Source organism: Solirubrobacter ginsenosidimutans, from assembly GCF_027587205.1.
The window spans coordinates 14612-36085 of the sequence record NZ_JAPDOD010000071.1 but is presented as its reverse complement, the minus strand read 5'-3'; the positions used below and the strand labels follow the sequence as shown (position 1 = coordinate 36085).

Sequence of the window (21474 nt, the reverse complement as noted above, 5' to 3'; positions counted from 1 at the left end):
CGCCGGCCGTCGCGTCGGGCGCGGCGGTCCGTGAGACGGTCGGTCGCGCGCCGGTGGTCGCCGGGCCGCCAGTGGCGGTCCGCGAGTCGCCGGTCGTCGCGTCCGGCGCGGCGGTCCGCGCGATGGTCGGCTGGCCGCCGGTCGCCGTGCCCGGGGCGGCGGTCCGCGCGATGGTCGGCTGGCCGCCGGGCGCCGGGCCTGTCAAGTCGCTGGTCGTCGCGTCGGGCGCGGCGGTCCGTGCGATGGTCGGCTGGCCGCCGGTCGCCGTGGCCGGGTCCGTCAAGTCGCCGGTCGTCGCATCCGGCGACGCGGTCGGTGCGATGGTCGGCTGGCCGTCCGTTGTCGTGCCCGGCGCGGCCGTCCGCGCGATGGTGGGCTGGGTGCCGGTCGTCGTCTCCGGGGCGGCGGTCCGCGAGACGGTGGGACGCGCGCCGGTCGTGGCCGGGCCGCCGGTGGCGGTCGGCGAGTCGCCGGTCGTCGCGTCCGGCGCGGCGGTCCGTGCGATCGTCGGCTGGCCGCCGGTCGCCGTGGCCGTCGAGTCGCCGGTCGTCGTGTCCGGGGCGGCGGTCCGCGAGACGGTCGGTCGCGCGCCGGTCGTGGCCGGGCCGCCCGCGGCGGTCGGCGAGTCGCCCGTCGTCGCGTCGGGCGCGGCGGTTCGTGCGATCGTCGGCTGGCCGCCGGTTGCCGTGGCTGTCGAGTCGCCGGTCGTCGTGTCCGGGGCGGGGGTCCGCGAGACGGTCGGTCGCGCGCCGGTCGTGGCCGGGCCGCTCGTCGCGGCCGTCGAGTCGCCGGTCGTCGCGTCGGGCGTGGCGGTCCGTGCGATCGTCGGCTGGCCGCCGGTCGTCGTGGCCGTCGAGTCGCCGGTCGTCGGCTCCGGGGCGGCGGTCCGCGAGACGGTCGGTCGCGCGCCGGTCGTGGCCGGGTCGCCGGTCGTCGCATCCGGGGCGGCGGTCGGCTGAGCGCCGGTTGCCGGGTCCGCCTGGCCGCCGGTGGCGGAGTCGCCGGTCGTCTCGTCCGAGGCGGTGGTCCGGGCGATGGTCGGCGCCGCATCCTGCGCAGGGACCGCGCTCCGAGAGACCGTCGGCCGAGCGCTCGTCGGGCCGCCGGCAGCAGTCCGGGCGGCCGACGGTGTGGCGCCGGTGGCGGCCGGCGAAGCGGGCGCACTCAGGCCGGTGGCGGTCGGGGCGACGGTCGGTGTGTCCGGGGCGCCGGCATCCGGCGCCGCGCTCCGCGCGATCGTCGGCTGGGCGCTCGAGACGTCACCGGTCGGGGTTGCGGGGGCGTCGGCTTCAGTGCGGGCGATCGACGGCGTGGCGCCGGTCGCGAAGTCGCCGCCCGGTGTGTCCACCTCGTCGAAGGCGGTCACCGGGGCCGGGGCCTCCTGCTCGGTGGTGGCGGTCCGCGCGACCCTCCGTCCGGCGTCCGGCGCGGGGGCCGCGCTGCGCGCGACCGTTCGAGCGGCGCCGCCGGCGGGGGTCCGCGCCACGGTAGGGGACTCGGCCGGCCGGCTCGGGGTGGCGTCGGTGTGCGACGCCGCGTCGGCTTCTACGGCCGGGGCTTCGATCAAGGCCGGCCCATCGGGATCGGGCCCGTCGTCGTCGCCGCCGCGGAAGATGTCGGCGATGCGGCGGAAGACGCCTCGGCGTGGAGTCTCGGCCGGCGCGGGAGCGGCGACCGGCTCTTCGGCCACCGGTGCCGCCTCGACCACCTCCGGCGGGGCGGGCTCGACGGGGATGATCGGCGGTTCGGCGGACCGTGCGACCCGGCGAACGACCGGCCGCGCAGGCGCGGCGGCGACCGCCTTGCGCGAGACCTTGACCGGCCCGGTGGCCACCGGCGGCAACCCGAGCTCCGGCGCGTCGCTGACCGGCGGCGGCGGGTCCAAAGGCGAACGGGGCGTCGGCTCGACCGGCGCGGACGTCCGCGCGATGCTCGAGCTTGGTGTGGAAGGCGTTGCGCTCGTGTCCGAGGGCGGCGCGGCGGCGGCGTCGGAGGTCGGCGTGCGGGCGATGCTCGGGCTCGACGGCGGCGTCGTCTCGGCGGCCGGCGCCGGGGTGCGCGCGACGCTCGGGGGCTCGGCGGTCGGTGCTGGGGTGCGCGCGACGCTCGTGCTCGACGGGGCGTCGGCGGTCGGTTCCGGGGTGCGCGCGATGCTCGCGCTCGACGAGGACGGCGGGGCGTCGGCGGCCGGCGCCGGCGTGCGCGCGACGCTCGCGCTCGACCCAGAGGATGGCGCGACGCTCGGCGTCGACGACGAGGGCTCGGCGGCCGGCGACGACGACGGGGTGTCCGCTGCCGGTGCCGGGGTCCGCGCGATGCTCGGGCTGGACGAGGCCGGAGGCTCGGCGGCCGGCGCCGGTGTCCGGGCGATGGACGTCCGCGACGAGGTCGGCGCGGCGCTCGAAGTCGTTGACGACGCGGCGACGTCCGCCGGCGCCTCGGCCGGCGTGCGCGCGACCGACGGCGTGCTCGTGCCCGACACCGACGGCGGGCGCGCGGACAGCCGGCGCGCGGCCGGGGGCTCCGGCGACGGCACAGACGGCTCCGCGGGGGTGCGGGCGACGGACGCGGGCACTTCACCCGGCGGGCGCGCCGACAGGCGTCGCGGTGTCGACGGCTCCTCAGGCGCGGGTTCGGCGGTGGGGTCCTCGGTGCGCGAGATCCCCAGTTCCTCCGAGGAGATCGGTATGCCGGTACCGGCGCCTTCGACGATGCGGGCGCCGCGCGAGCGCTCCAGCCCGCCGCGGGCGATGAAGCGCGCGAGCTTCTGCTCCTTCGACGGCTCCGGCATCTTCTCGGCCTGCGCCATCGAGACGAGGTCGGAGCCGGCGGAGCTCGGGTTGCCGAACATCCACTCGGCGGCGAAGTCGCTCATGTCCGGCGGCGCCCAGTCGGGGCGCTGGAAACCGCCGGCGTCAGCAGGGGCGGGCGCGGCGACGGTCTGTGGCGCTGGCGCCGAGGACGCGGAGGGAGGCGCCGGGGGCGCCGGGGGCGCGGGCGAGCGCGAGAGCCGCGTCGCCGCGTCCAGCAGCTTCGGCCGCCGCGAATCCGCCACCTCGCGCGCCAGCGCACGCCCGCCATAGCGACCCGCGCTGTGGCGCGCGACCACGCGCATGCCCATGCGGATGGGAGGGCGGGAGGAGGGTGGAGTGTCGTCGGCCATGAAGGACTATTCCTCGATCAGGTACTCGAATTTCCCGGACGCGACGGCGAGGGATTCCGCGTCGCGCAGGAACCGTCGGCGGTCGGCGTGCTCGAGGTCGAGGATGGTCTCGAGCGGCCAGTGCAGGTGATAGGCAAGGCGGGCCGTCTCCCCGAGGAGCTCCTCGGGAGACGGCCGCATCATTCCCCCAGGCGCCCGTCCTCTATTTCGGTGAGGTCCACTTCGAATTGCTCCGAACACACTGGGCAGGACACCACCCCCACCGCCTCGCCGTCGGAGTTGATCCGCTCGTAGAGGCGCTGGAGGTGGTCGAAATCGGCGGCGTACAGACCTTCCACCAACTCGGGGGTGATCTCGGTGAACTCCCCGATCCGCGTCACGGTCCGGGCCAGCAGCAGGACCGAGAGGTACGCCTCGTTCTGGCGTACCTCCACGGAGCGCAGCGGCTCGATCTCGTCCCGGGCCGTCGCCAGCCGCATCGTGCCCTCGCGGTGCACGGTGCCGGCGCTGTCGACGAGACCGCGCGGAAGGGTGAAGGCGTACTCCGACTTCAAAACGGCTACTGGATCTCGAAGCCCTCGTGGCAGAGCGTGATGCCCTCCACGGCCACTTCGTTCGAGTCGGCCTTGAGGCCGACGCCCGTGTACTTCTTCGGCCAGGCGTTGATGATCGAGTACGTGACGACGGGCGAGCCCATGTAGTCGAGCATCGTGACCGTGCAGTCCTTACGGGCTTCCTTGAGCTGCCCGTCGACGATCATCTTGCGCCAGTTCCAGAGCGTCTTGTCCTGGTCGACGCCGCGCTTGAGCTCGATGTCGCCCCACTTGGTGTTGCCCATCGCCTTGATCATGTCGGTCTTGCCGTTGGGCAGGGACCGCTTGATCTCGGTGACCTCGCTCTCGGAGTCGAAGCCCGTGGCCTCCTTGAAGAACCCGGCGGACTCAGCGCCACCGATCTTCAAGGTGAACCAAATTGGGACGTGTGCTTCCTTGTCATTGGCCGGCATGCCGGTCGTTCCTTTCTACTCGAACCTAGACGACGTCGACTACTCGCTGACGGCGGAGCCTTCGCCGCCGCTGAACTGGCTCAACCGGAAGATCACGAACTCGGCCGGCTTCACCGGCGCGATCCCGATCTCGCAGATGACCTGGCCGGCCTCGATCACTTCGGGCGGGTTGGTCTCGGAGTCGCACTTGACGTAGAACGCCTGCGCGGGCGTGGAGCCGAACAGCGCACCGTCGCTCCACACGCGCGTGAGGAAGTTCGTCGCCGCGATCCGAAGCTGGATCCACAGCTTCTCGTCGTTGGGCTCGAACACGCTCCACTGCGTGCCCTCCATGATCGACTCGGAGACGAAGTTGAAGAGCCTCCGGACGTTGATGTAGCGCCACTCGGGATCGCTCGACATCGTGCGGGCGCCCCACACGCGGATGCCGCGGCCCGGGAACGCGCGGATGCAGTTGATGCCGACCTTGTTGAGGCCGCCCTGCTCCGCCTGCGTGATCTGGAAGCCGAGCCCGTTGGCGCCGAGGACGACCTCGTTGGCCGGGGCCTTGTGGACGCCGCGGGTGGCGTCCGTGCGGCACCACAGGCCGGCCACGTGGCCGGACGGCGGGACCATCATCGGCTGGTTGGTCAGCGGATCCTGGACCTCGATCCACGGGTAGTACAGCGCCGCGAACTTCGAGTCGTAGCCGGCGGTGTTCATCCGCCACTCGAGGATCTCCTGCGGGAGCATGTCCGGCGGGCAATCGAGGATCGCCATGCGGTCGCCGGCCATCTCGCAATGGGCGATCATCTTGCCCTGGAGATCGCGGATCTGGACGTCGTCGCCGTTGTCGGTCGCCAGGGTCATGATGTCGGGCATCACGACCATCGTGATCTCGTCGACGGCGGCGAGGCCACCCATGCCCTTACGGCGGGCGACGTCGCCCTCGAAGTGCGTGGGCTTGACCTTGGACGGGTCGATCGACGGGGCCGACAGCTTGAACGTGCCCGTCGCCGGGGCGCGCTGCGCCTCGGGCAGAGCCGCGCCGGTCTCCTCGATCTTGATCAACTTCGACTGCGCGTTGACCTTGGTCGCGAGGTTGTTGCGACCCTTCTTGGTCGACAGCCCCGTGAACTCCTCCTTGTCGGAGCCCGAGGACACGCGGACCGTGTACGTCTTGTCGGCGCCTTCGCCCGCGGTGGGCTCCTCGGCGATCTCGACCTCGGTCTCGCCGGCGCCCAGGGCGACGGCGCCGTAGGTCTCCACAGAGGCGTCGGCGGCGGCCGGAAGCGCGGCGCGAGCCGCGGCGCCGGCGCCGTTGGAGCCGCCGTCATCGCCTACGCGGACGACCCAGCACAGGTTTCCGCCGTTCTGGAAGAAGCCATAAACGGAGTGCGCGAGGTACGCGCCCTCCATGAACGGCCCGTTGTCCGGCTCGTTCGGGTCGCCGTAGATCTTGGAGAACTGGGTCCAGTTCGAGATCCGCATCGGCGTATTGACCGGGCCGCCCGGCGCCAAGCCCACGAACGCAGCGATCGACGTGCTCACGCCCTCGATCGGCTTGTTCGCGGACGGAACCTCCTCGACGTAAACGCCGGGAGTCAGGTACGTGGGCATTTCACTCCTTCACTCGTGGACGTGCTGGCCGCTCAGTTCGCCTCGAAGCCGCTCCACGATGGGGGCGGAGACAAGGCGCGATGTGCTCTTGACCGGCTCGAGGACCTCCATGAGGTCCTCCTCCCTGGCCCAGAGCACGACGGTGGTCTCGGGAGACGCGCCTCGTACGAGTTGGGCGAGCTCGTACGAAGAACCGTTGTCGAGATCGAGCACCACGATGTCGGGGCGCAGCCGATGCGCGGCCCCGACGATGGCGCTGGGCCGGTCCTCCTGACCGACCACTTCGCAGCCCTGCTCCATCAGGACGCGCTTCATGCCGAGACGCATGATCGGTCCGAGATTTCCGAGCAGGACGGTGGGACGGGGCTCACTTGCCATGTCCCAACCTTTCCGGTCCGCGGTCCTTGCGGCCAGAGTCCGCGAGGCAGCCTTTTGGGCAGACCCCGCGACTCATCCCATCACCAGGTCGACCCCGGCTCCCGGGACTTCAAGATGCGCGTCGGCCTCCTTGCCGTCCGCCGTGCGTGCGAGCAGGCGGTGGCGGCCGGGGGGCAGGCGATCGAAGCGGAACCGCCCGTCGGCGGAGCTCGCCGTCCAGGTGCCGACGTCAGGAAGCGTGATCCAGACGTTGGCGAGCGGCTCGCCCTTCTTGTTGGAGACGCGACCGACGGAGCGGTGCATCTCGATGACCGCGCGTGCGGGCCCGTCGGCGAGGCGGGTGCGCACGGTCTGTGTGCGGACTTCCGGGCCGCGCTCGAGCTTGGCGCCCGAGTCGACCGAGAGTCGCACCACATAGTCGAGTGAGACCTTGTACTGCCCGCCGATCGCGCTCCAGAAGTCGGACTTCTCGCCCTTGCCCTGGCCGATGCGGGCCTTGATCGGGCCCGCCTGGGAGCCGTTGGCGAGGCGGCCGTTGAGCGCGGCCTGCGGCAGTTCCGGGTAGGCGTTGAAGATCGCGAGGACCTGGGAGAGGAGCCGGTGCTCGTCCTCCACGGCCTGCGTCCACGCCGTGACGGCGTAGGAGCACTCCATGATCATCGGCGGGCGGCCTTCGAACGTGCGGCCGTCCGTGGTCATCCGCGACCACTCGCTCGTGCGCATCGTCTCGGACTCGCGCAGGTCGTAGAGGAACATGTTCACGGTCGGTTTGGACAGCTGGCCGGACCACTCGCGCGCGGGAGCGTCGAACGCGATGTCGACACCTTCGAAACCATGGCGTTCGAGCTCGTCCTTGAGCAGACCCCGAAGGGTCTCGTCGAGGTCCGCGAGCATCGTGTTGAGCGGCACTTCGACGGTCAGCACGGGCCGACCCTACTGTCCTGTGCGAGCTTGGTGTGAAAAATGCAGGACCGATGCCTGACTTCGCTTACGACGCCGTCCGATACTCCAATTTCCCGTATGGGCAGACGCATCCAGACCGTCTGGCGACCGTCGCGGTTTTGTACGGGCTGCATCCCCCTGACCCTTTCACAGCGCGCGTCTTGGAGATCGGCTGCGGTGCCGGCGGCAACCTGATGGCGATGGCCGCGGCGACCCCGGGCATCCGCGCGCTGGGGGTCGATCTCGCCGCGCTCCCGATCGCCGACGGCCAGCGTGCGATCGCCGAGATCGGGTTGACCAACGTCGAGCTGATGCACGGCGACGTGCGTGACATCGCCGGCCTCGGCGAGTTCGACTTCATCGTCGCCCACGGCGTCTACAGCTGGGTCCCGCCGGACGCGCAGGATGCGCTGCTGGCGACGATCCGCTCGTTCCTGGCGCCGCGCGGCGTCGCGTACGTCTCCTACAACGCCGAGCCGGGCGGCTACTTCCGCCGCATGCTGCGCGACAGCGGCCTGTGGCACGCGCGCGATGTCGCGCCCGGCGATCCCGCCGCCCAGGCGGAGAAGGCACGCGAGCTCTACACGTTCCTCGCCAAGCACCGGGTGAGTACCGCCGACACCTACGGCGCGCTGCTCCACCGCGAGGTCCCGCCGCTGTCCGACGCGCCGCTGTACCGGCTCGTGCACGACGACCTCAGCGAGCATTTCTCGTGCATCTGGTTCGCGGAATTCGCCGCGCACGCCGCGCGTCACGAGCTGGGGTACGTCGGCGAGGCCGACCTGTACGGGCTGCGCACCGAGATGCTGCCGTCCGAGGTCGAGCCGGAGCTGTGGCAGCTGGCCGGCGGCGACCGGATCGCGTTCGAGAACTACACCGACCTGCTGACCGCACGCCACTTCCGCCAGAGCGTCCTGTGTCATGAGGCCGACGCTCCCGCCGGTGTGGAGCCCCTGCCCGAGCTCGCGGAGCGGTTGCACTGGGCCGTGCTGCCCAACGCCGAGCCGCTCGAGGTGGGTCTGCTCGCGGACGCGTACGCCGAGCTCGCGCCGCTCGCCGGCCGCACGCTGGACTTCGCCACGCTGCGCGAGCGCCTCGGCGCCGACGCGGGCGACCTGTCCCGGGCGCTGCTGGACGGCTTCCGGCGTGAGCGGCTGCTGCCGCACGCGGGCGCCCTGGTGGGTGCCATGGAGCCGGCCGATCGCCCGATCGCCTCGCCGCTCGCCCGCTGGCAGGCCGCGGGCGCGGAGGAGGAGCTCACCTCGCTCGCTTACACGACGATCCGCATGGAGGAGCCCGCCGCCCGCCTGCTGGTCACGCTGCTGGACGGCACCCGCGACCGTGCCGCGATCCGCGCCGAGCTGCGCACCCGCACCGGCCTGGAGCTCTCCGAGAGCGACCTCGACAACAACCTGCGCGAGCTCGCGAGGCTGTTTCTCCTGCTGGCGTGACACCACACGCCAAGACGGTCCTCAGGGCCCGTTTATTCCCTCACGGGTCCTAGGACCGGTCCCAGGCGAAAGTGAGGCGTCGCGCCTCATGTGCGATCCCCGGCTGCGCGCGACCTTGACGGCGTGCGAATGCGCGGGCAGCGGGGACAGACGACGGCGGACTGGATGGGCATCCTGCTCGTCATCTCGGCGATCTGCCTCGCGCTGTTCGCGACCGGGATCAACACCCAGATCGCCGACAACGTCCAGCAGGCGATCTGCCGGATCATCGGCAAGGACTGCTCGGCCAAGCCGCCGGTGCTCTCGGAGTGCGTCGTCAATGAATCGAGCGACAAGGTCACGCTCAACGGCGAGTTCAACGTCCGCTTCTTCAAGGTCAAGCTCGAGGGCGGCGTCGAGTACGTCCGCCAGTTGCGCGCCAACGGCCAGGTGGCGATCACGGTCAAGCTGCCCACGAGCGGCGGCATCGGCCCGCCGCTGGCGAAGGAGCTCAAGATGGGCGCGGAGATCGACGGCACGGTCAAGGCCGGCCAGACGCCGCAGGTGACGTTCGTCCTGCCCAGCGCGAAGGCGGCGGACAAGTTCGAGCAGCAGGTCACCGACTCGGCGATCGCGATCGCGGCCGGCCCGATCGGCTCGCGGATCCTCGGCAAGAAGGTCGACATCGACGTGCCGCCCGTGGAATCGATCGCGTACGAGCTGACCGGCGGCGGCAACGCCTCGATCGGCGTCGACTCGCCCGGCGGCTACGCCAGCGGCTCGATCGACCTCGGCCAGGCCCTGGGCATCCGCAAGAACCTCACGCACGGCAAGCCCAACTCCGGCGACATCACCGCCTATTACAAGATCGACGGCAAGCTCAAGGGCGAGGGCGGCCTGCTCGTGGGCGAGGGCGTCGGCGGCGCCCTGGCCGGCGACGAGACGCTCGCGGTGACGTTCACGTCCGACGGCAAGCCGAAGGCGCTGACGGTCACCGTCAGCGGGTCCTACGAGGGCAAGCTGCAGCTGCAGGGCAAGTACAAGGACCTGCAGACGGCGCTCGGCGCGGTGCAAGGGCTCGACATCAAGGCCAACCAGGGCGACGGCCAGAAGATCCAGATCCAGCTCGATCTGCCGCTGGACAACCCCGACATCCAGAACGCTACGCTCGGCCTGCTGCGGGGTATCAACCCGGTCACCGGAGGCCCCGCGGACACGGCAGCCGCGGCGGCGCAGCTCAAGGAGGCAGTCCTGCAGAACGCCAAGGCGCAAGTGCGCACCTACGACACCAGCTCCAGCCAGGCCGGCGCCAAGGTCGACCTCGGCGTGGGTGGCGGCGGCGTGACCTTCGACGCCAACAACTCCGACCTGACGGGCGCGATGGACTACGTCCCGGGCCAGGGCTTCGTCCCCTCGCAGGTGTGCGTCAAGTGAAGCGGCTGGCGATGATCCTCGCGCTCGTGCTCGCGGGTTGCGGCGGCGCCGAATCGGCGTCCGCGCCGGACGGTTTCAAGACGCTGAGCGGCGACGGCTGGACGCTCGCGTACCCGTCGGCGTGGGAAGTGAGCGAGGTCAACGGCAGCCGCCTGGCGCAGGGGCCGAAGGGCACCGGCGGGCTGGCGCCGCAGGCGGCCGTCGCGCGCGACGTCAAGCCGCCCCCGTTCCCGGTCTCGATCGACGCCTTCAAGTCCGACCAGACGCTGCGCCGCGGCAACTACAAGATCACGCGCGACGCGAAGTTCGACCTCGACGGCGCCGAGCAGGCGCGCGTGATCGAGGCCGACTACATCGAGAAGACCGGCGCGGGGACGACGCCGGTCAAGACGATCGACCTGCTCGTGCGCACCAAGGACAACGCGCAGCTGGACTTCCTCATGCGCGCCCCGCAAGCGGACTTCGATCGCGTGCGCTTGAACGAGGTTCTCGACACGATCCGGCTCAAGTGACCGCGCGCGGCGTCATCGGCAGCCTGCTCGGCTTCACGCTCGCCGGCGTGGTGCTCGCCGTGCTGCTCGGGCGGGCGCTCCCGGACGATTGGGGGACGAGCGCGTTCGTCGCGGTCGGCCTCGTGGGCGCGTTTGCGGCGGGCGCCGCGGGCGGGTTGGCCGGCGGGTGGTTCGGGACGCCCGCGGGAGCGATCGGGGGCGCGGCGCTCGGCGCGCTGCTGCTGATCGCCGCGCAGCCGCAGGCCGACCTCGTGACGCTGCTCAGCCTGCTCGCGGTGGTGGGCGGCGCGGCGGCCACCGCCCTGACCTTCAGTGGCCGTTCGAGCGCCCGCCGCCGACGCGGATCACGTCGTGGAAGCGCTCGAAGTCCGCTTCGAGCGTGAGCCGGCCCTGCTTGCCGTACTCCTGGGCGACGGCGCGCACAAGGTGACGCATCGAGATCGCGCCGGTGTCGTCGTCGGCGGCCTGGAAGGCGGCGGCGAGTGAGCAGTTGCGGATCGCGCCGCCGGAGAGCTTGAACTTCTCGCTGAGGAAATCGAGGTCGACGTCATCGGCGCGCGGCGCCTCGTCCGGGAGCACGCGCTCCCAGATCCGCTTGCGGTCCTCGGGCTCGGGGAACGGGAAGTCGATCACGAAGTCCAGGCGGCGCACGAACGCGTCGTCGATGTTGCGGCGGAAGTTCGTCGCCAGGATCACCGCGCCCGGGTAACCCTCCATCTTCTGCAGCAGGTACGCGACCTCGATGTTGGCGTAGCGGTCGTGGCTGTCGCCGACCTCGGAGCGCTTGCCGAAGAGCGCGTCGGCCTCGTCGAAGAAGAGGATCGCGTTGGAGCCCTCGGCGGCGCCGAAGATCCGGTCCAGGTTCTTCTCGGTCTCACCGATGTACTTGCTCACCGTCGTGGCGAGGTCGACGCGGAAGATCTCCAGCCCGAGCTCGGCGGCCATCACCTGCGCGGCCATTGTCTTGCCGGTGCCCGACTCGCCCGCGAACAGGACCTTCAGGCCCTGGGTGCGCGCGACGGTCTTCTCGTAGCCCCAGTCACTCAGGACCCGGTCGCGGTGGCGCAGATAGGCGCTGATCGACTGCAGCAGCTCCTTCTGGCGCTCGGGGACCACGAGGTCCTCCCACTTGAAGCCCGGCGGGAGGCGGGCGGCGAGCTCGCCGAGCCGGCTCGAGGACGCCTGGCGGGCGCCGAGGTCGAGGTCGGCGGGCTCGGGCGTGTCCGCGCCGCGCGCGGTCGCGGAGAGCCGCGCCACCTCGGACGCCTCGACGATCTGCGTCATCGAGAGGCGGAACTTGGCGGCGACGTCGGCGGTCTCGGCCGTGCCCGTGAGGTCGGCCCACGCCTGCGTGCGCTCGGCGAAGCTCGGGCTGGGCGCCTCGACCAGCAGGACCGTGCGCTCGCCCAGCGCGAGCGCGGCGGTGCGGGTGGGGGCGGCGAGGATCGTGCGCTCAGGCCGCGTCTCGATCACCCGCAGCAGGCGCCCGCGGTCGGCGGGCTCGATGTCCTCGAGGCCCTCGAAGATCACCGGCCGGTCCTCCAGCGCGGAGACGAGCGCGGCCTCGGCCATCACGTCGCGGTCTGAAAGATCCTTGACGTGCACGGCGACGAGCTGGCGGCCGTAGGCCTTGGCGATCAGCGTGTCGGCGTCCGGGCCGGCGAGCACGACCGGCAGCGTGCTGGGGCGCGCGAGCAGCGCAGCCATCGTCTCCACCGCCTGCGTGCGGCCGGGGTCGTGCACGGGGTGATTGACCATGCGCAGGCGGGTGGGGGAGGGCGACTCGTCCATCCGCCCGCCGAGCAGGACCGCGGCGAGCCGGTCGGCGACCTTGACCGGCCGCTCCGCGAGCGGCGTCTGCGCGTCGCCGAGCAGCTTCAGCGCGCCCAGGTGCCGCAGACGCCCGGTGGTGTCGAAGGCGCCCATCACGTCGGCGGGCGAGAGGCCTTCGCCCTCGAGCAGCTGGCCGACGAGCCGCGGGCTCGGCAGCTTGCGCGTGACGTCGTCCTGCAGGTAGGCGTACAGGCGCCCGTAGCGCGGGTTGAGCTCCGTCGCCGCGCAGACCGCGAGCACCGCGGCCTCGAGCAGGTCCAGCCCGAGCTGGGCGACGACGTGGTTCAGGCGCGCGTCGGCGTCGGAGACGCTGTCGCCCTGGGTGAGCCGGAGCGCGACCTCGTCGGAGATGTACAGGCCGCGGAACGGGTCGCCCGGATCGGGATCTGACCCGGCGACCCGCTCGACCGCCGCCATGACGCGGCGGTCGATGAAGCCGAAGCTGATTTCAGCCACGGTGCGCGGTGCCGCGACTACGGCGGATCGCTGGCCAGATCAGCGGCGGGCGGGGGCCGTCAGAATCCGTCGTAGTCGCCGGGGCGCGCACTTACGGTGTGATCTTCTCGGCCACGGCGTCCGCTTCGTTCTCCATGGCATCGCCAGGATTCGAAACGGTGAGCGGGCCGCTCGTGGGCGCCCCGCGCTGCTGGACGACGTGCGCGAGCTCGTGGGCGATCAGCTTGTCGCCGTCCGACGTGTTGGGCTTGTACTCGTTCTGGGCGAAGTAGACGTCGGTGCCCGTCGCGAACGCGCGCGCCGACACCGCGTGATTGAGATCGTGCGCGGTCGAATCGGTGTGCACGCGGACATCGGAGAGGTCGCCGAGCGAGGGCGAGAGCTTCTCCTGGACGCCGCCGTCGAGGCCCGTGCCGCCACCGCGAGTGGAGTCGATCTTGGACTGCACACTCGAATGGACCTCGCCGCTCGGCATGATGCCCGCGCCCTGCGTACGCGCGATCGCGCCGCCGAACGCCTGGTTGCCGACGTTTGAGACGAAGTCCTTGAGTGGGCCGGCTGGGTCCTCCGCGGGTTCCGGCTTGTGCTCGGGCGCCCGCGGCTTTTCGTGTTCGTGGATGCGCTCGGTATCACTCACGCAGCCGAGGATACGGGCGCAGTGTCAGTGGACGCAAGGCCGATTGGACCGTCTGTTTGGGCGCATGTATTCTCGAGCTGACCTATGGACGGAACTGCCGGAAACCAGCGCAGGGCCTCAGTCATCGAGATCGTCGGCGTCTGGCTGCACATCTGGACCGCGCCGCGCGACGTCGAGGTGCCGCCGATTCCGTGGCGCAAGCTCGCGCTCTGGACCGCGGTCGGCGCCGTCGTCCTCGGCATCGTCCTGGCGATCATGATCCCGCGCATCAACCAGGGGATCGCGGAACGCAACGCCAAGGCCGCCGCCGAGCAGGCCCACGCGCAGAAGGTCAACCGCGAGCGCGTGATCAAGCTGCAGCAGCCCCGCACCGGCGAGTTCGCTGCGCTCAAGCCCGCCGCGGGCGCCTCGGCACTCGAGGTCGACAGCGCGCGCCAGCAGCTCGTGACGAGCGTCGAGTCCGCCATCACCGCCGACGCGCAGAAGCGCGCGGCGACCGGCGAGATCTCCAAGGTCCAGGGCCCGACGACGTGCACCCACTCGGCCGGCACACCCACCACCGGCCCGGTCGGGATCTTCGACTGCTACACGATCGTCCGCCACGTCCCGAAGGTGCAGACCAACGTCGCGGGCTCGATCGGCTATCCCTTCCGCGCGGTCCTGAACTACTCGACGTTCACGTACGCGTTCTGCCGCACCGAGCAGTTCCCCGGCGAGCAGCTCATTCCGGACCCGCGCACCGTGGTCCAGCTGCCCGCAGCCTGCCGAGCGTCGTAGCCCCCGCAGACCGCCCCACTCGGGGGTCTGCGCTTCTGCTTGCAGATATATATAGCCACGCTATATTGTTTGTCGTATGGAAGACCTCGCCGACGAGCTGGACAAGCGCCTCACGGCGCTCTGGCACACACTCGGCCGGCGGGGGAAACGTGAGCTGAGCCGCACCGCGGCGTCCGTTCTGGCGACGCTGCGGGACACCGGCCCGCGCCGCATCACCGAGATCGCCGAGAGCGAGGCCGTCGCCCAGCCGACCGTGACCGCGCTGGTCGGCCGGCTCGAGCGCGACGGGTTCGTCGAGCGCCGCTCGGACCCGGGCGACGCCCGCGCCGTGCTCGTGCACCTGACGGGTGACGGGCGTGCGCGCCTGGACGCGATGCGCGAGGCCCGCGAGGTGCTGCTGCAAGCGCGCCTGGCGACGCTCACCGACACCGAGCGCGAGGCCCTGGCCGCGGCCCTGCCCGTGCTGGACAAGCTGATGGAAGAGGGACCCGAAGAATGAACCTGAAAGAGCAACCCAAAGCGGTGTGGGCCGTCGCCTTCGCGTGCGTCATCGCGTTCATGGGCATCGGCCTGGTCGATCCGATCCTGCCGGTGCTGGCGAAGGATCTCGAGGCGACGCCGAGCCAGGTGTCGCTGCTGTTCACCAGCTACTTCGCGATCACGGGCGTCTCGATGCTCGTCACCGGGTTCGTCTCCAGCCGCATCGGCCCGCGCAAGACGCTGCTCGCAGGGCTGATCCTCGTGATCGCGTTCGCCGCGCTCGCGGGTGCTTCCGGGTCGATCCCCGAGATCGTCGGCTTCCGCGCCGGCTGGGGCCTGGGCAACGCGCTCTTCATCGCCACCGCGCTCGCGGTGATCATGGGCTCGGCGACCGGCGGCGTCGGCGGCGCGATCATCCTCTACGAGGCCGCGCTCGGCCTCGGCATCGCCTCCGGGCCGCTGCTCGGCGGCATCCTGGGCGGCATCTCGTGGCGCGGGCCGTTCTTCGGCACCGCGGTCCTGATGGCGATCGCGTTCGTCGCGATCCTCGTGCTGCTCGAGGAGATCCCCAAGCCGGCCCGCAAGGTCGGCCTGACCGAGCCGCTGCGCGCCCTGCGCCACCGCGGCCTGCTGATCACCGGCCTGGTCGCCCTCTTCTACAACTTCGGCTTCTTCACGCTGCTGGCCTACACGCCGTTCCCGCTGCAGATGGGCGCGCACGCGCTGGGCGCGGTGTTCTTCGGCTGGGGCCTGCTGCTGGCGTTCACGTCGGTCTTCGTCGCCCCGCGCCTGAAGCGCCGCTTCGGCGTCGTCGCCACGCTCGGCGCGATGTACGCGGCGCTGGCGCTGATCCTCGCCGTGATGGGCTTCGGCGAAGGCACGCCCGCGCTGCTCGCGGTGCTGGTCATCGGCGCGGGCGCCGTGCTCGGCGTCGTCAACACCGTGCTCACCGAGTCCGTGATGCGGATCGCGCCCGTGGAGCGCCCGATCGCCTCCTCCGCGTACTCGTTCGTGCGCTTCGCCGGCGGCGCGGTGGCACCGTGGCTGGCGGGCAAGCTGGCCGAGTGGGTCTCGCCGTCGACGCCGTTCTTCGTGGGGGCGGGCGCGGTCGTCGTCGCGCTGCTCGTCCTGCTCGCCGGCCGCGCGTACTTCGTCTCCGAGGAGGAGATCGAGGTCGAGATCGCACCGCCGCTCGCCGCGCCCGTGCTCGTCGCGGTGGACGGCTCGCCCCGCGGGATCGTCGTCACCGCCGCCGCGGCGAAGCTCGCCGCCGAGCGCGGCGCCGCCGTCGAGGTGCTCCACGTGCACGAGACCGACGACGAGGACGCCGTCCAGGCCGTGCTCGACCGCATTGACGCGATCGGCGCCCAGGCCATCGTCGTCGGCCGCCGGGGCCGCGTCGCCGAGCGCGCGCGGGTCCCGGTCATGGTCGTGCCCGCCTAGGAGCAACTGCGCCGGGTGGGGGAGGGGGAAGTGGCGCGCCTCGGGTCTGACTCGCCGCCGTCCGGCCCGGTCGCCGCGGTCGACCCGCGACGCGAGCGTCGAGTTTCTCGCGCTCTGCTCACGAAAGTCGACGCTCGCTCACCATCCCACGTGTCTTGACGGTCGGTCTTGACCACCGCACGAGGTGGGAAGGCAGGCCACCATGTGGACTCACGGCAGCCCGGGACGGGTGGCACCAAGAAGCGGCCCACTTCCCCACCCGGAGCCGTTGACTTTCATCCCCTCGACAAGTCCCCGCGGGAGGAATCCCAGGCTGCGGCACGAACGAGGGAGCCTGATGGGGTTCCCCGCGATGTTCGAATGGAGCGTGACGTGACCGGCGCCAAGGTGATCGCCTTCGCCAACCAGAAAGGCGGGGTCGCCAAGACGACCACGACGTTGAATCTCGCCGCCGCCTTCGCCGAGGAGGGCCACCGGGTCCTGTGCGTCGACATGGACCCGCAGGGAAACCTCACGATGTCGCAGGGGATCGATCCGGAGACGCTTGAGCGCTCGATGTTCGACGTCCTGGTGCACGACCTGCCGATCGTCGAGATCATCGAGCACTGCGAGATCGACGTCGCCGTGGCCTCGATCGACCTCGCCGGCGCGGAGATCGCGATGTCCGTGAAGATCGGCCGCGAGCGCTCGCTGGACAAGGCGCTACGGCCGATCGCGGAGCTCTACGACTTCATCTGCATCGATACGCCGCCCTCTCTGGGACTCTTGACGGTGAACGCGCTGACCGCGGCCGACAAGGTGATCGTCCCCGTGCAGTGCGAGTATCTCTCGATGCGGGGCTTGGCACAGCTTCAGAACACCCTGGCGATGATCCGCGAAAACCTCAATCCGGAAGTGGACATCCTGGGCATCTTGCCGACGATGGTCGACACCCGGACGTTGCACGCCAAGGAAGCGATCGAGATCCTCGAGGAGAACTTCGGGGACCGTGTGTTCGGGGCCCGCATCAAGAAGACCGTCCGTTTCGCGGAAGCACCCGTGAAGGGGATGTCTGTCCTGAAATACGACCCCAACGGGCAGGCGGCCGACTCGTATCGCCGGTTGGCGAAGGAGGTGCTCTCGAATGGGTAGCGGCAAGCGGGCGAGCATGCGGGAAGGCCCGTTGGCCAACCTGTTCCGCAAGACGGAGACCGAGGGCCTGGAGCCTGCGACGCCGCGGGCGGAGGAGCCCTCCGCACCGACTGAACAGCCGGTCGTGCCCGAGCGGGCGACCCCCACGCCGCAAGAGCGGCTTCGTCACGCCTTCTCGAGTGAAATCCCCGGAGACATGATGGCCCCGCCCGAAGAGCCGGTACGTGACCGCGAGATCCCCCCGCCCGCCGCGGGCGATTACCAGTGGGGCGCTGCGCGCGAGGACCGCGTCGGCACGCCGCAGTTGCGGGTCGTCGGCGTGGGTGGCGGCGGCGTGAACGCCGTCAACCGCATGATCGAGGCCGAGGTCGGGGGCGTCGAGTTCCTGGCGCTCAACACGGACGCGCAGTCGCTCCAGCAGAGCGCCGCGCACGTGACCCTCCAGATCGGCGCGGACATCACGCGCGGGCTGGGCTCGGGCTCCGACCCCGATCGCGGCCGCGCGGCCGCGATGGAGGACTACGACCGCATCAAGTCCCTGCTCAAGGGCTCGGACATGGTCTTCATCACCGCGGGCGAGGGCGGCGGCACCGGCACCGGCGCGGCGCCCGTCGTGGCGCGCGTGGCCCGCGAGCTGGGCGCGCTGACGGTCGGCATCATCACCAAGCCGTTCGGCTTCGAGGGCACCCGTCGCCTGCAGGCCGCCGAGGCCGGCATCAAGGCGCTGGCCGAAGAGGTCGACACGCTGATCGTCGTCCCCAACAACCGGCTGCTGTCGGTGCTGGACAAGCAGACGTCGATGGTCGAGGCCTTCCGCGTCGCCGACGACGTGCTGCGCCAGGGCGTCCAGGGCATCTCGGACCTGATCACGCTCCCGGGCCTGATCAACCTCGACTTCGCCGACGTGCGCACGATCATGGCCGACGCGGGCAGCGCGCTGCTGGGCATCGGCATGGGCTCGGGCGAGAAGCGCGCCGTCGACGCCGCCGCGCAGGCGACGTCCTCGCCGCTGCTGGAGACCACGCTGGAAGGCGCGAAGTCGATCCTGCTCTCGATCACCGGCGGTCGCGACCTCTCGCTGTGGGAGGTCAACGAGGCCGCCCGCGCGGTGCAGGAGAGCGCGCACCCGGACGCCAACATCATCTTCGGCGCCATGGTCGACGAGAAGCTCGAGGACGAGGTGTGGGTCACCGTCGTCGCGACCGGCTACGAGGAGGCTCGCCCGCCGCGGGCTGAGCGCTCGTCGCTGCGCGAGCCGATCGGCGAGCCGCGCGTCACGCGCACGCGTGAGCCAGAACGCCGTCCGGTACGGACGACGGACGTCGACGTCCCAGAGTTCATCCCACGCTTTTAAGCAGTGGGCCCGGGGGTGGCTGAGCGCGGCGTCGTCGCGGCCGGTCACCCCCTGACCGCACGCGCCGGCGCCGATGCCTTGCGCGCCGGCGGCAACGCGGTCGACGCGGCGCTCGCGGCGCTGATGACGTCGTTCATGACCGAACCGCTGCTCACGGGCCTGGGCGCCGGCGGGTACATGCTCGTGGCGCCCCCGGGTGGTGAGCCCGTCCTGCTGGACTTCATGGTCGAGGCGTCCGGACACGGCGCCGTGGCCGACTCGCGGCTGCCGCTGGACGCGGTCGTGATCGATTTCGGCGACGCGGTCCAGGTCTTCCACATCGGTGCGTCGTCGGTGGGTGTGTACGGCGTGCCCGCGGGGATCGCGTCGGCCGCGGCGCGGTTCGGGACGATGCCCTTGAGCGAGCTCGCCGCGCCCGCGATCGCGCACGCTCGTCGTGGCGTCGAGGTCAACCGCGAGCAGGCGATCCTGTGGGAGATGCTGCGCCCGATCGCGGTGGCGACGCCGGAGTCCCGCGCGCGCTACTGCGTCGACGGGCAGGTGCCGCGCTTCGGCGATGTGGTCCGCGATCCGGACCTTGCGGACGGCATCGCGCGGCTGGCCGCCGACGGCGCCGCGCCGTTCTACACCGGGGACATCGGGGCGGCGGTGTCGGAGTGGGTGATCGCGCGTGGTGGGACGCTCACGCGCGAGGACCTCGCGGGCTACGAGACGATCGCCCGCGAGCCGGTGCGGGTGCGCTACCACGGTCGCGAGGTGCTGACGAACCCGCCGCCGAGCGCGGGCGGGCTGCTGATCGCCTACGCGCTGGCGGTGCTCGAGCGCACGCCCGGGAAACCGACGTCCGCCGACCTGGTCGCGGTCATGGAGGCGGCGCAGGCCGAGCGCACGCCCGCATTCCTCGACCACCTGCATGAGCCAGGGTTTCTGCCGGAGTTCATGTCGTCGCGTCTGGGCTCGACCACGCATGTGAGCGTGTTGGACGCCGACGGGTGGGCCTGCGCGGTCACGACCACCAACGGCGAGGGCTCGGGGATCGTCGTCCCCGGCACCGGCGTGCACGCCAACAACATGATGGGCGAGGAGGACCTCTCGCCGGCGGGCTGGTTCACCCACCCGCCCGGCCGCCGCCTGCCGTCGATGATGGCGCCGACGATCGTACTCGACAACGGCGCGCCCGAGTTGGTGGTGGGCTCGGCCGGCTCGAACCGGATCCGGAGCGCCATCCTGCAGGTGATCGTCAACGCGATCGACCACGGGATGGAGGCGCAGGCGGCGGTCGACGCACCACGTCTGCACTTCGAGGACGGCGTCGTCTACGCGGAGCCGGGCATCGACGGCGCTTCATTGGAGGCGGCGGGCCGCTCGCTGGCGTGGTTCCGCGAGCCCAACCTCTTCTTCGGCGGCTGCCAAGCCGTCGAGCGCCATCACGAGACGCGCGCGTTCAGCGGCGGAGGGGATCCTCGTCGCGGGGGCGCGGTCGTGCGCGCGTGACCTTCACGACCTGCGACATCTGCGCCGAGTGCAGGGAGCACTGCAGCAGGTAGGTGCCGGGTTTCTCGAAGGTGTGCGAGTACTTGTCGCCCGCCTTCAGCCACGGTGAGGCGAAGCCCTCCGGGCCGTTGGCGAGCGTCACGTCGTGGCTTTGGGCGTCGGCGAAGTGCCAGCGGACGGTCGCGCCGCGGGGCACGGTCAGCTGCTGCGGGCCGTAGGTGAAGTCGCGGACGAAGACGGAGGCGAAGTCGCCGTGGACGGTGCGCTGGGTGCCCGTGCCCTTGGTCGTCGCACGGGCGATGCCGTTGCGGTCCAGGCGGGCGAGGGTGAGCGTGACTGTCGGCGGCGTCATGCGGGCGGCGGTGAACTCCGCGCCGAGCCGCTGGGCGTCGGTGGGCCCGGAGGCGCAGCCGTTTGCCGCCTTCGGATCCAGCGGTGGCGCGACGTAGACGTGCTCGATCCCCATCACGCGCGTGTGCGGGCTCATGTTGTCGTAGGCAGCGGTGACCTTGAGCTGCTCGCCCCTCTTGATCGGCCAGCCGGTTGCCGACTGCCACCAGCTGATGTTCTTGGGGTCCGGCTCGTGCAGCAGCGGACGCACCTTGTAGAGCGGATCGCCGGCGGGTGCGTAGGCGGGCTGGTTGCGGACGAGCGTGCGGTCCTTGCAGCGCGGCTGGCTGAGCTCGATCGCCTGCGCGCCGCCGTGCAGGTGGCCGCCCGCGGCGACGATCCGGCCGGCCGCCGGGATCGTGAACGTGCGGTCGCGGGTCTGCGTCTTGGTCCCGCTCCCCGGCACCGTCCACTGCGGGTCGGGTGAGCAGGGCACGATGCTCAGCCAATACGGCTTGACCGGGATCACCGGACGGGTGTCGACGGTCATCCGGTACTCGACGTAGAACTGCCGGTCGCCCGCACGGTGGTGCATCACCATCACGAACGCGTGCCACTGGTCGGCGGGGTCCGTGGGGTAGCCGTAGCCGGGCGGGAGCGTCATCGGGCGCAGCTCCTCGCTCGTCCCCCAGAAGCGCTCGCGGGTGGACTTCTGCGGGCACATGGGGTCGCCGCGCTTGCCGTCCGGCCCGCCGTTGGTGAACACGAGGTGGTGCAGCATCGTGACCTGCTGCGGGATCACGTGGCCGGCCTTGTCGACGAGGCGGGCGTCCATCGCGACGATCGCCCCGGCCACGGGCGGCGGCTTCGGGACCGCGCTCTTGAGCAGCGTCTCGTAGGAGCCGATCGTGTACGGGCCGAGGCGGTGGACGTACGTGGTCAGGCTCGGGTCGGCGCGGTGCTCCGGCGGGGGTGGGGTGACCGTCGACGCGTGGGCACTCGCGGCGGGGGCGAGGACGAGGAGCGTGAGGATGGCGGCGACCAGGCGGAACATCAGGGTCGGGTAGTCAACACG

Annotated in this window: 20 protein-coding genes and 1 pseudogene; 11 read left to right on the top strand and 10 right to left on the bottom strand. The window is 71.4% G+C overall.

What is annotated here, in order from left to right; genetic code table 11:
- Nucleotides 1-1834: pseudogene (locus OM076_RS40600) on the bottom strand (hypothetical protein); the annotation flags it as partial.
- Between OM076_RS40600 and OM076_RS40595 the strand changes: the two are divergent.
- A complete protein-coding gene (locus tag OM076_RS40595) occupies nt 1803-3083 on the top strand; it encodes a hypothetical protein (RefSeq protein WP_270045916.1) in 1281 nt (426 codons plus the stop codon). The pseudogene OM076_RS40600 and the gene OM076_RS40595 sit on opposite strands and share 32 nt — an antisense overlap.
- A gap of 86 nt (nt 3084-3169) precedes the next feature.
- Here the strand turns inward: OM076_RS40595 and OM076_RS40590 are convergent, their stop codons facing one another.
- The 6 genes from OM076_RS40590 to OM076_RS40565 form a co-directional block, all read right to left on the bottom strand.
- Nucleotides 3170-3346: a hypothetical protein gene (locus OM076_RS40590; RefSeq protein WP_270045915.1), complete on the bottom strand. Its 177-nt coding sequence runs from the start codon at nt 3344-3346 to the stop codon at nt 3170-3172.
- A complete protein-coding gene (locus OM076_RS40585; RefSeq protein WP_270045914.1) occupies nt 3343-3717 on the bottom strand; it encodes a hypothetical protein in 375 nt (124 codons plus the stop codon). Before OM076_RS40585 ends, OM076_RS40590 begins: the two co-directional genes overlap by 4 nt.
- A 5-nt stretch (nt 3718-3722) precedes the next feature.
- The gene (locus tag OM076_RS40580; RefSeq protein ID WP_372518135.1) at nt 3723-4124 is read right to left on the bottom strand and encodes a phage tail protein; all 402 of its coding nucleotides are present in this window, start codon (nt 4122-4124) and stop codon (nt 3723-3725) included.
- An 84-nt stretch (nt 4125-4208) separates the two neighbouring features.
- On the bottom strand, nt 4209-5768 hold the full coding sequence (locus tag OM076_RS40575; protein ID WP_270045912.1) for a phage tail sheath family protein: 1560 nt from the start codon (nt 5766-5768) through the stop codon (nt 4209-4211).
- 9 nt (nt 5769-5777) lie between these two features.
- Entirely contained in the window at nt 5778-6083 is a 306-nt protein-coding gene (locus tag OM076_RS40570; protein ID WP_270045911.1) for a response regulator, read from the bottom strand.
- A gap of 135 nt (nt 6084-6218) precedes the next feature.
- Nucleotides 6219-7070 carry a Pvc16 family protein gene (locus OM076_RS40565; RefSeq protein WP_270045910.1) on the bottom strand — a complete coding sequence of 284 codons (852 nt, stop codon included), beginning with the start codon at nt 7068-7070 and terminating at the stop codon, nt 6219-6221.
- A gap of 50 nt (nt 7071-7120) precedes the next feature.
- On the opposite strand from OM076_RS40565, the gene OM076_RS40560 reads away from it, so the two are divergent.
- The 4 genes from OM076_RS40560 to OM076_RS40545 all read left to right on the top strand — a co-directional run bounded on the left by OM076_RS40560 (nt 7121) and on the right by OM076_RS40545 (nt 10847).
- Nucleotides 7121-8539, top strand: coding sequence for a methyltransferase regulatory domain-containing protein (locus OM076_RS40560; protein ID WP_270045909.1), 1419 nt, complete (start codon nt 7121-7123; stop codon nt 8537-8539).
- A gap of 129 nt (nt 8540-8668) precedes the next feature.
- Nucleotides 8669-9952 carry a hypothetical protein gene (locus tag OM076_RS40555; protein WP_270045908.1) on the top strand — a complete coding sequence of 428 codons (1284 nt, stop codon included), beginning with the start codon at nt 8669-8671 and terminating at the stop codon, nt 9950-9952.
- A complete protein-coding gene (locus tag OM076_RS40550; protein ID WP_270045907.1) occupies nt 9940-10464 on the top strand; it encodes a hypothetical protein in 525 nt (174 codons plus the stop codon). The genes OM076_RS40555 and OM076_RS40550 overlap by 13 nt, the downstream gene beginning before the upstream one ends.
- Nucleotides 10461-10847: a hypothetical protein gene (locus OM076_RS40545; protein ID WP_270045906.1), complete on the top strand. Its 387-nt coding sequence runs from the start codon at nt 10461-10463 to the stop codon at nt 10845-10847. Before OM076_RS40550 ends, OM076_RS40545 begins: the two co-directional genes overlap by 4 nt.
- Here the strand turns inward: OM076_RS40545 and OM076_RS46585 are convergent.
- Nucleotides 10774-12753, bottom strand: a complete 1980-nt coding sequence (locus tag OM076_RS46585; protein ID WP_270045905.1) for an ATP-binding protein — start codon at nt 12751-12753, stop codon at nt 10774-10776. The genes OM076_RS40545 and OM076_RS46585 overlap by 74 nt on opposite strands.
- Before the next feature lie 91 nt (nt 12754-12844).
- Nucleotides 12845-13390, bottom strand: coding sequence for an eCIS core domain-containing protein (locus OM076_RS40535; RefSeq protein WP_270045904.1), 546 nt, complete (start codon nt 13388-13390; stop codon nt 12845-12847).
- Nucleotides 13391-13474: 84 nt separating this feature from the next.
- Between OM076_RS40535 and OM076_RS40530 the strand changes: the two genes are divergently transcribed.
- From OM076_RS40530 to OM076_RS40505, 6 genes are all read left to right on the top strand, one after another.
- Nucleotides 13475-14167 (top strand): hypothetical protein, encoded by a 693-nt coding sequence (locus OM076_RS40530; RefSeq protein WP_270045903.1) that lies wholly within the window; start codon nt 13475-13477, stop codon nt 14165-14167.
- A gap of 76 nt (nt 14168-14243) precedes the next feature.
- Entirely contained in the window at nt 14244-14666 is a 423-nt protein-coding gene (locus OM076_RS40525; RefSeq protein ID WP_270045902.1) for a MarR family winged helix-turn-helix transcriptional regulator, read from the top strand.
- Nucleotides 14663-16090: an MFS transporter gene (locus OM076_RS40520; protein ID WP_270045901.1), complete on the top strand. Its 1428-nt coding sequence runs from the start codon at nt 14663-14665 to the stop codon at nt 16088-16090. Before OM076_RS40525 ends, OM076_RS40520 begins: the two co-directional genes overlap by 4 nt.
- Nucleotides 16091-16450: 360 nt before the next feature.
- Entirely contained in the window at nt 16451-17221 is a 771-nt protein-coding gene (locus tag OM076_RS40515) for a ParA family protein (protein WP_270045900.1), read from the top strand.
- Entirely contained in the window at nt 17214-18575 is a 1362-nt protein-coding gene (gene ftsZ / locus OM076_RS40510) for a cell division protein FtsZ (RefSeq protein ID WP_270045899.1), read from the top strand. The genes OM076_RS40515 and ftsZ overlap by 8 nt, the downstream gene beginning before the upstream one ends.
- Nucleotides 18576-18590: 15 nt before the next feature.
- Nucleotides 18591-20069, top strand: a complete 1479-nt coding sequence (locus tag OM076_RS40505; protein WP_270045898.1) for a gamma-glutamyltransferase family protein — start codon at nt 18591-18593, stop codon at nt 20067-20069.
- Here the strand turns inward: OM076_RS40505 and OM076_RS40500 are convergent.
- Complete coding sequence (locus OM076_RS40500) at nt 20020-21453, bottom strand: cupredoxin domain-containing protein (RefSeq protein WP_270045897.1); 1434 nt, start codon at nt 21451-21453, stop codon at nt 20020-20022. The two genes, OM076_RS40505 and OM076_RS40500, sit on opposite strands and share 50 nt — an antisense overlap.
- Nucleotides 21454-21474 lie beyond the last annotated feature (21 nt).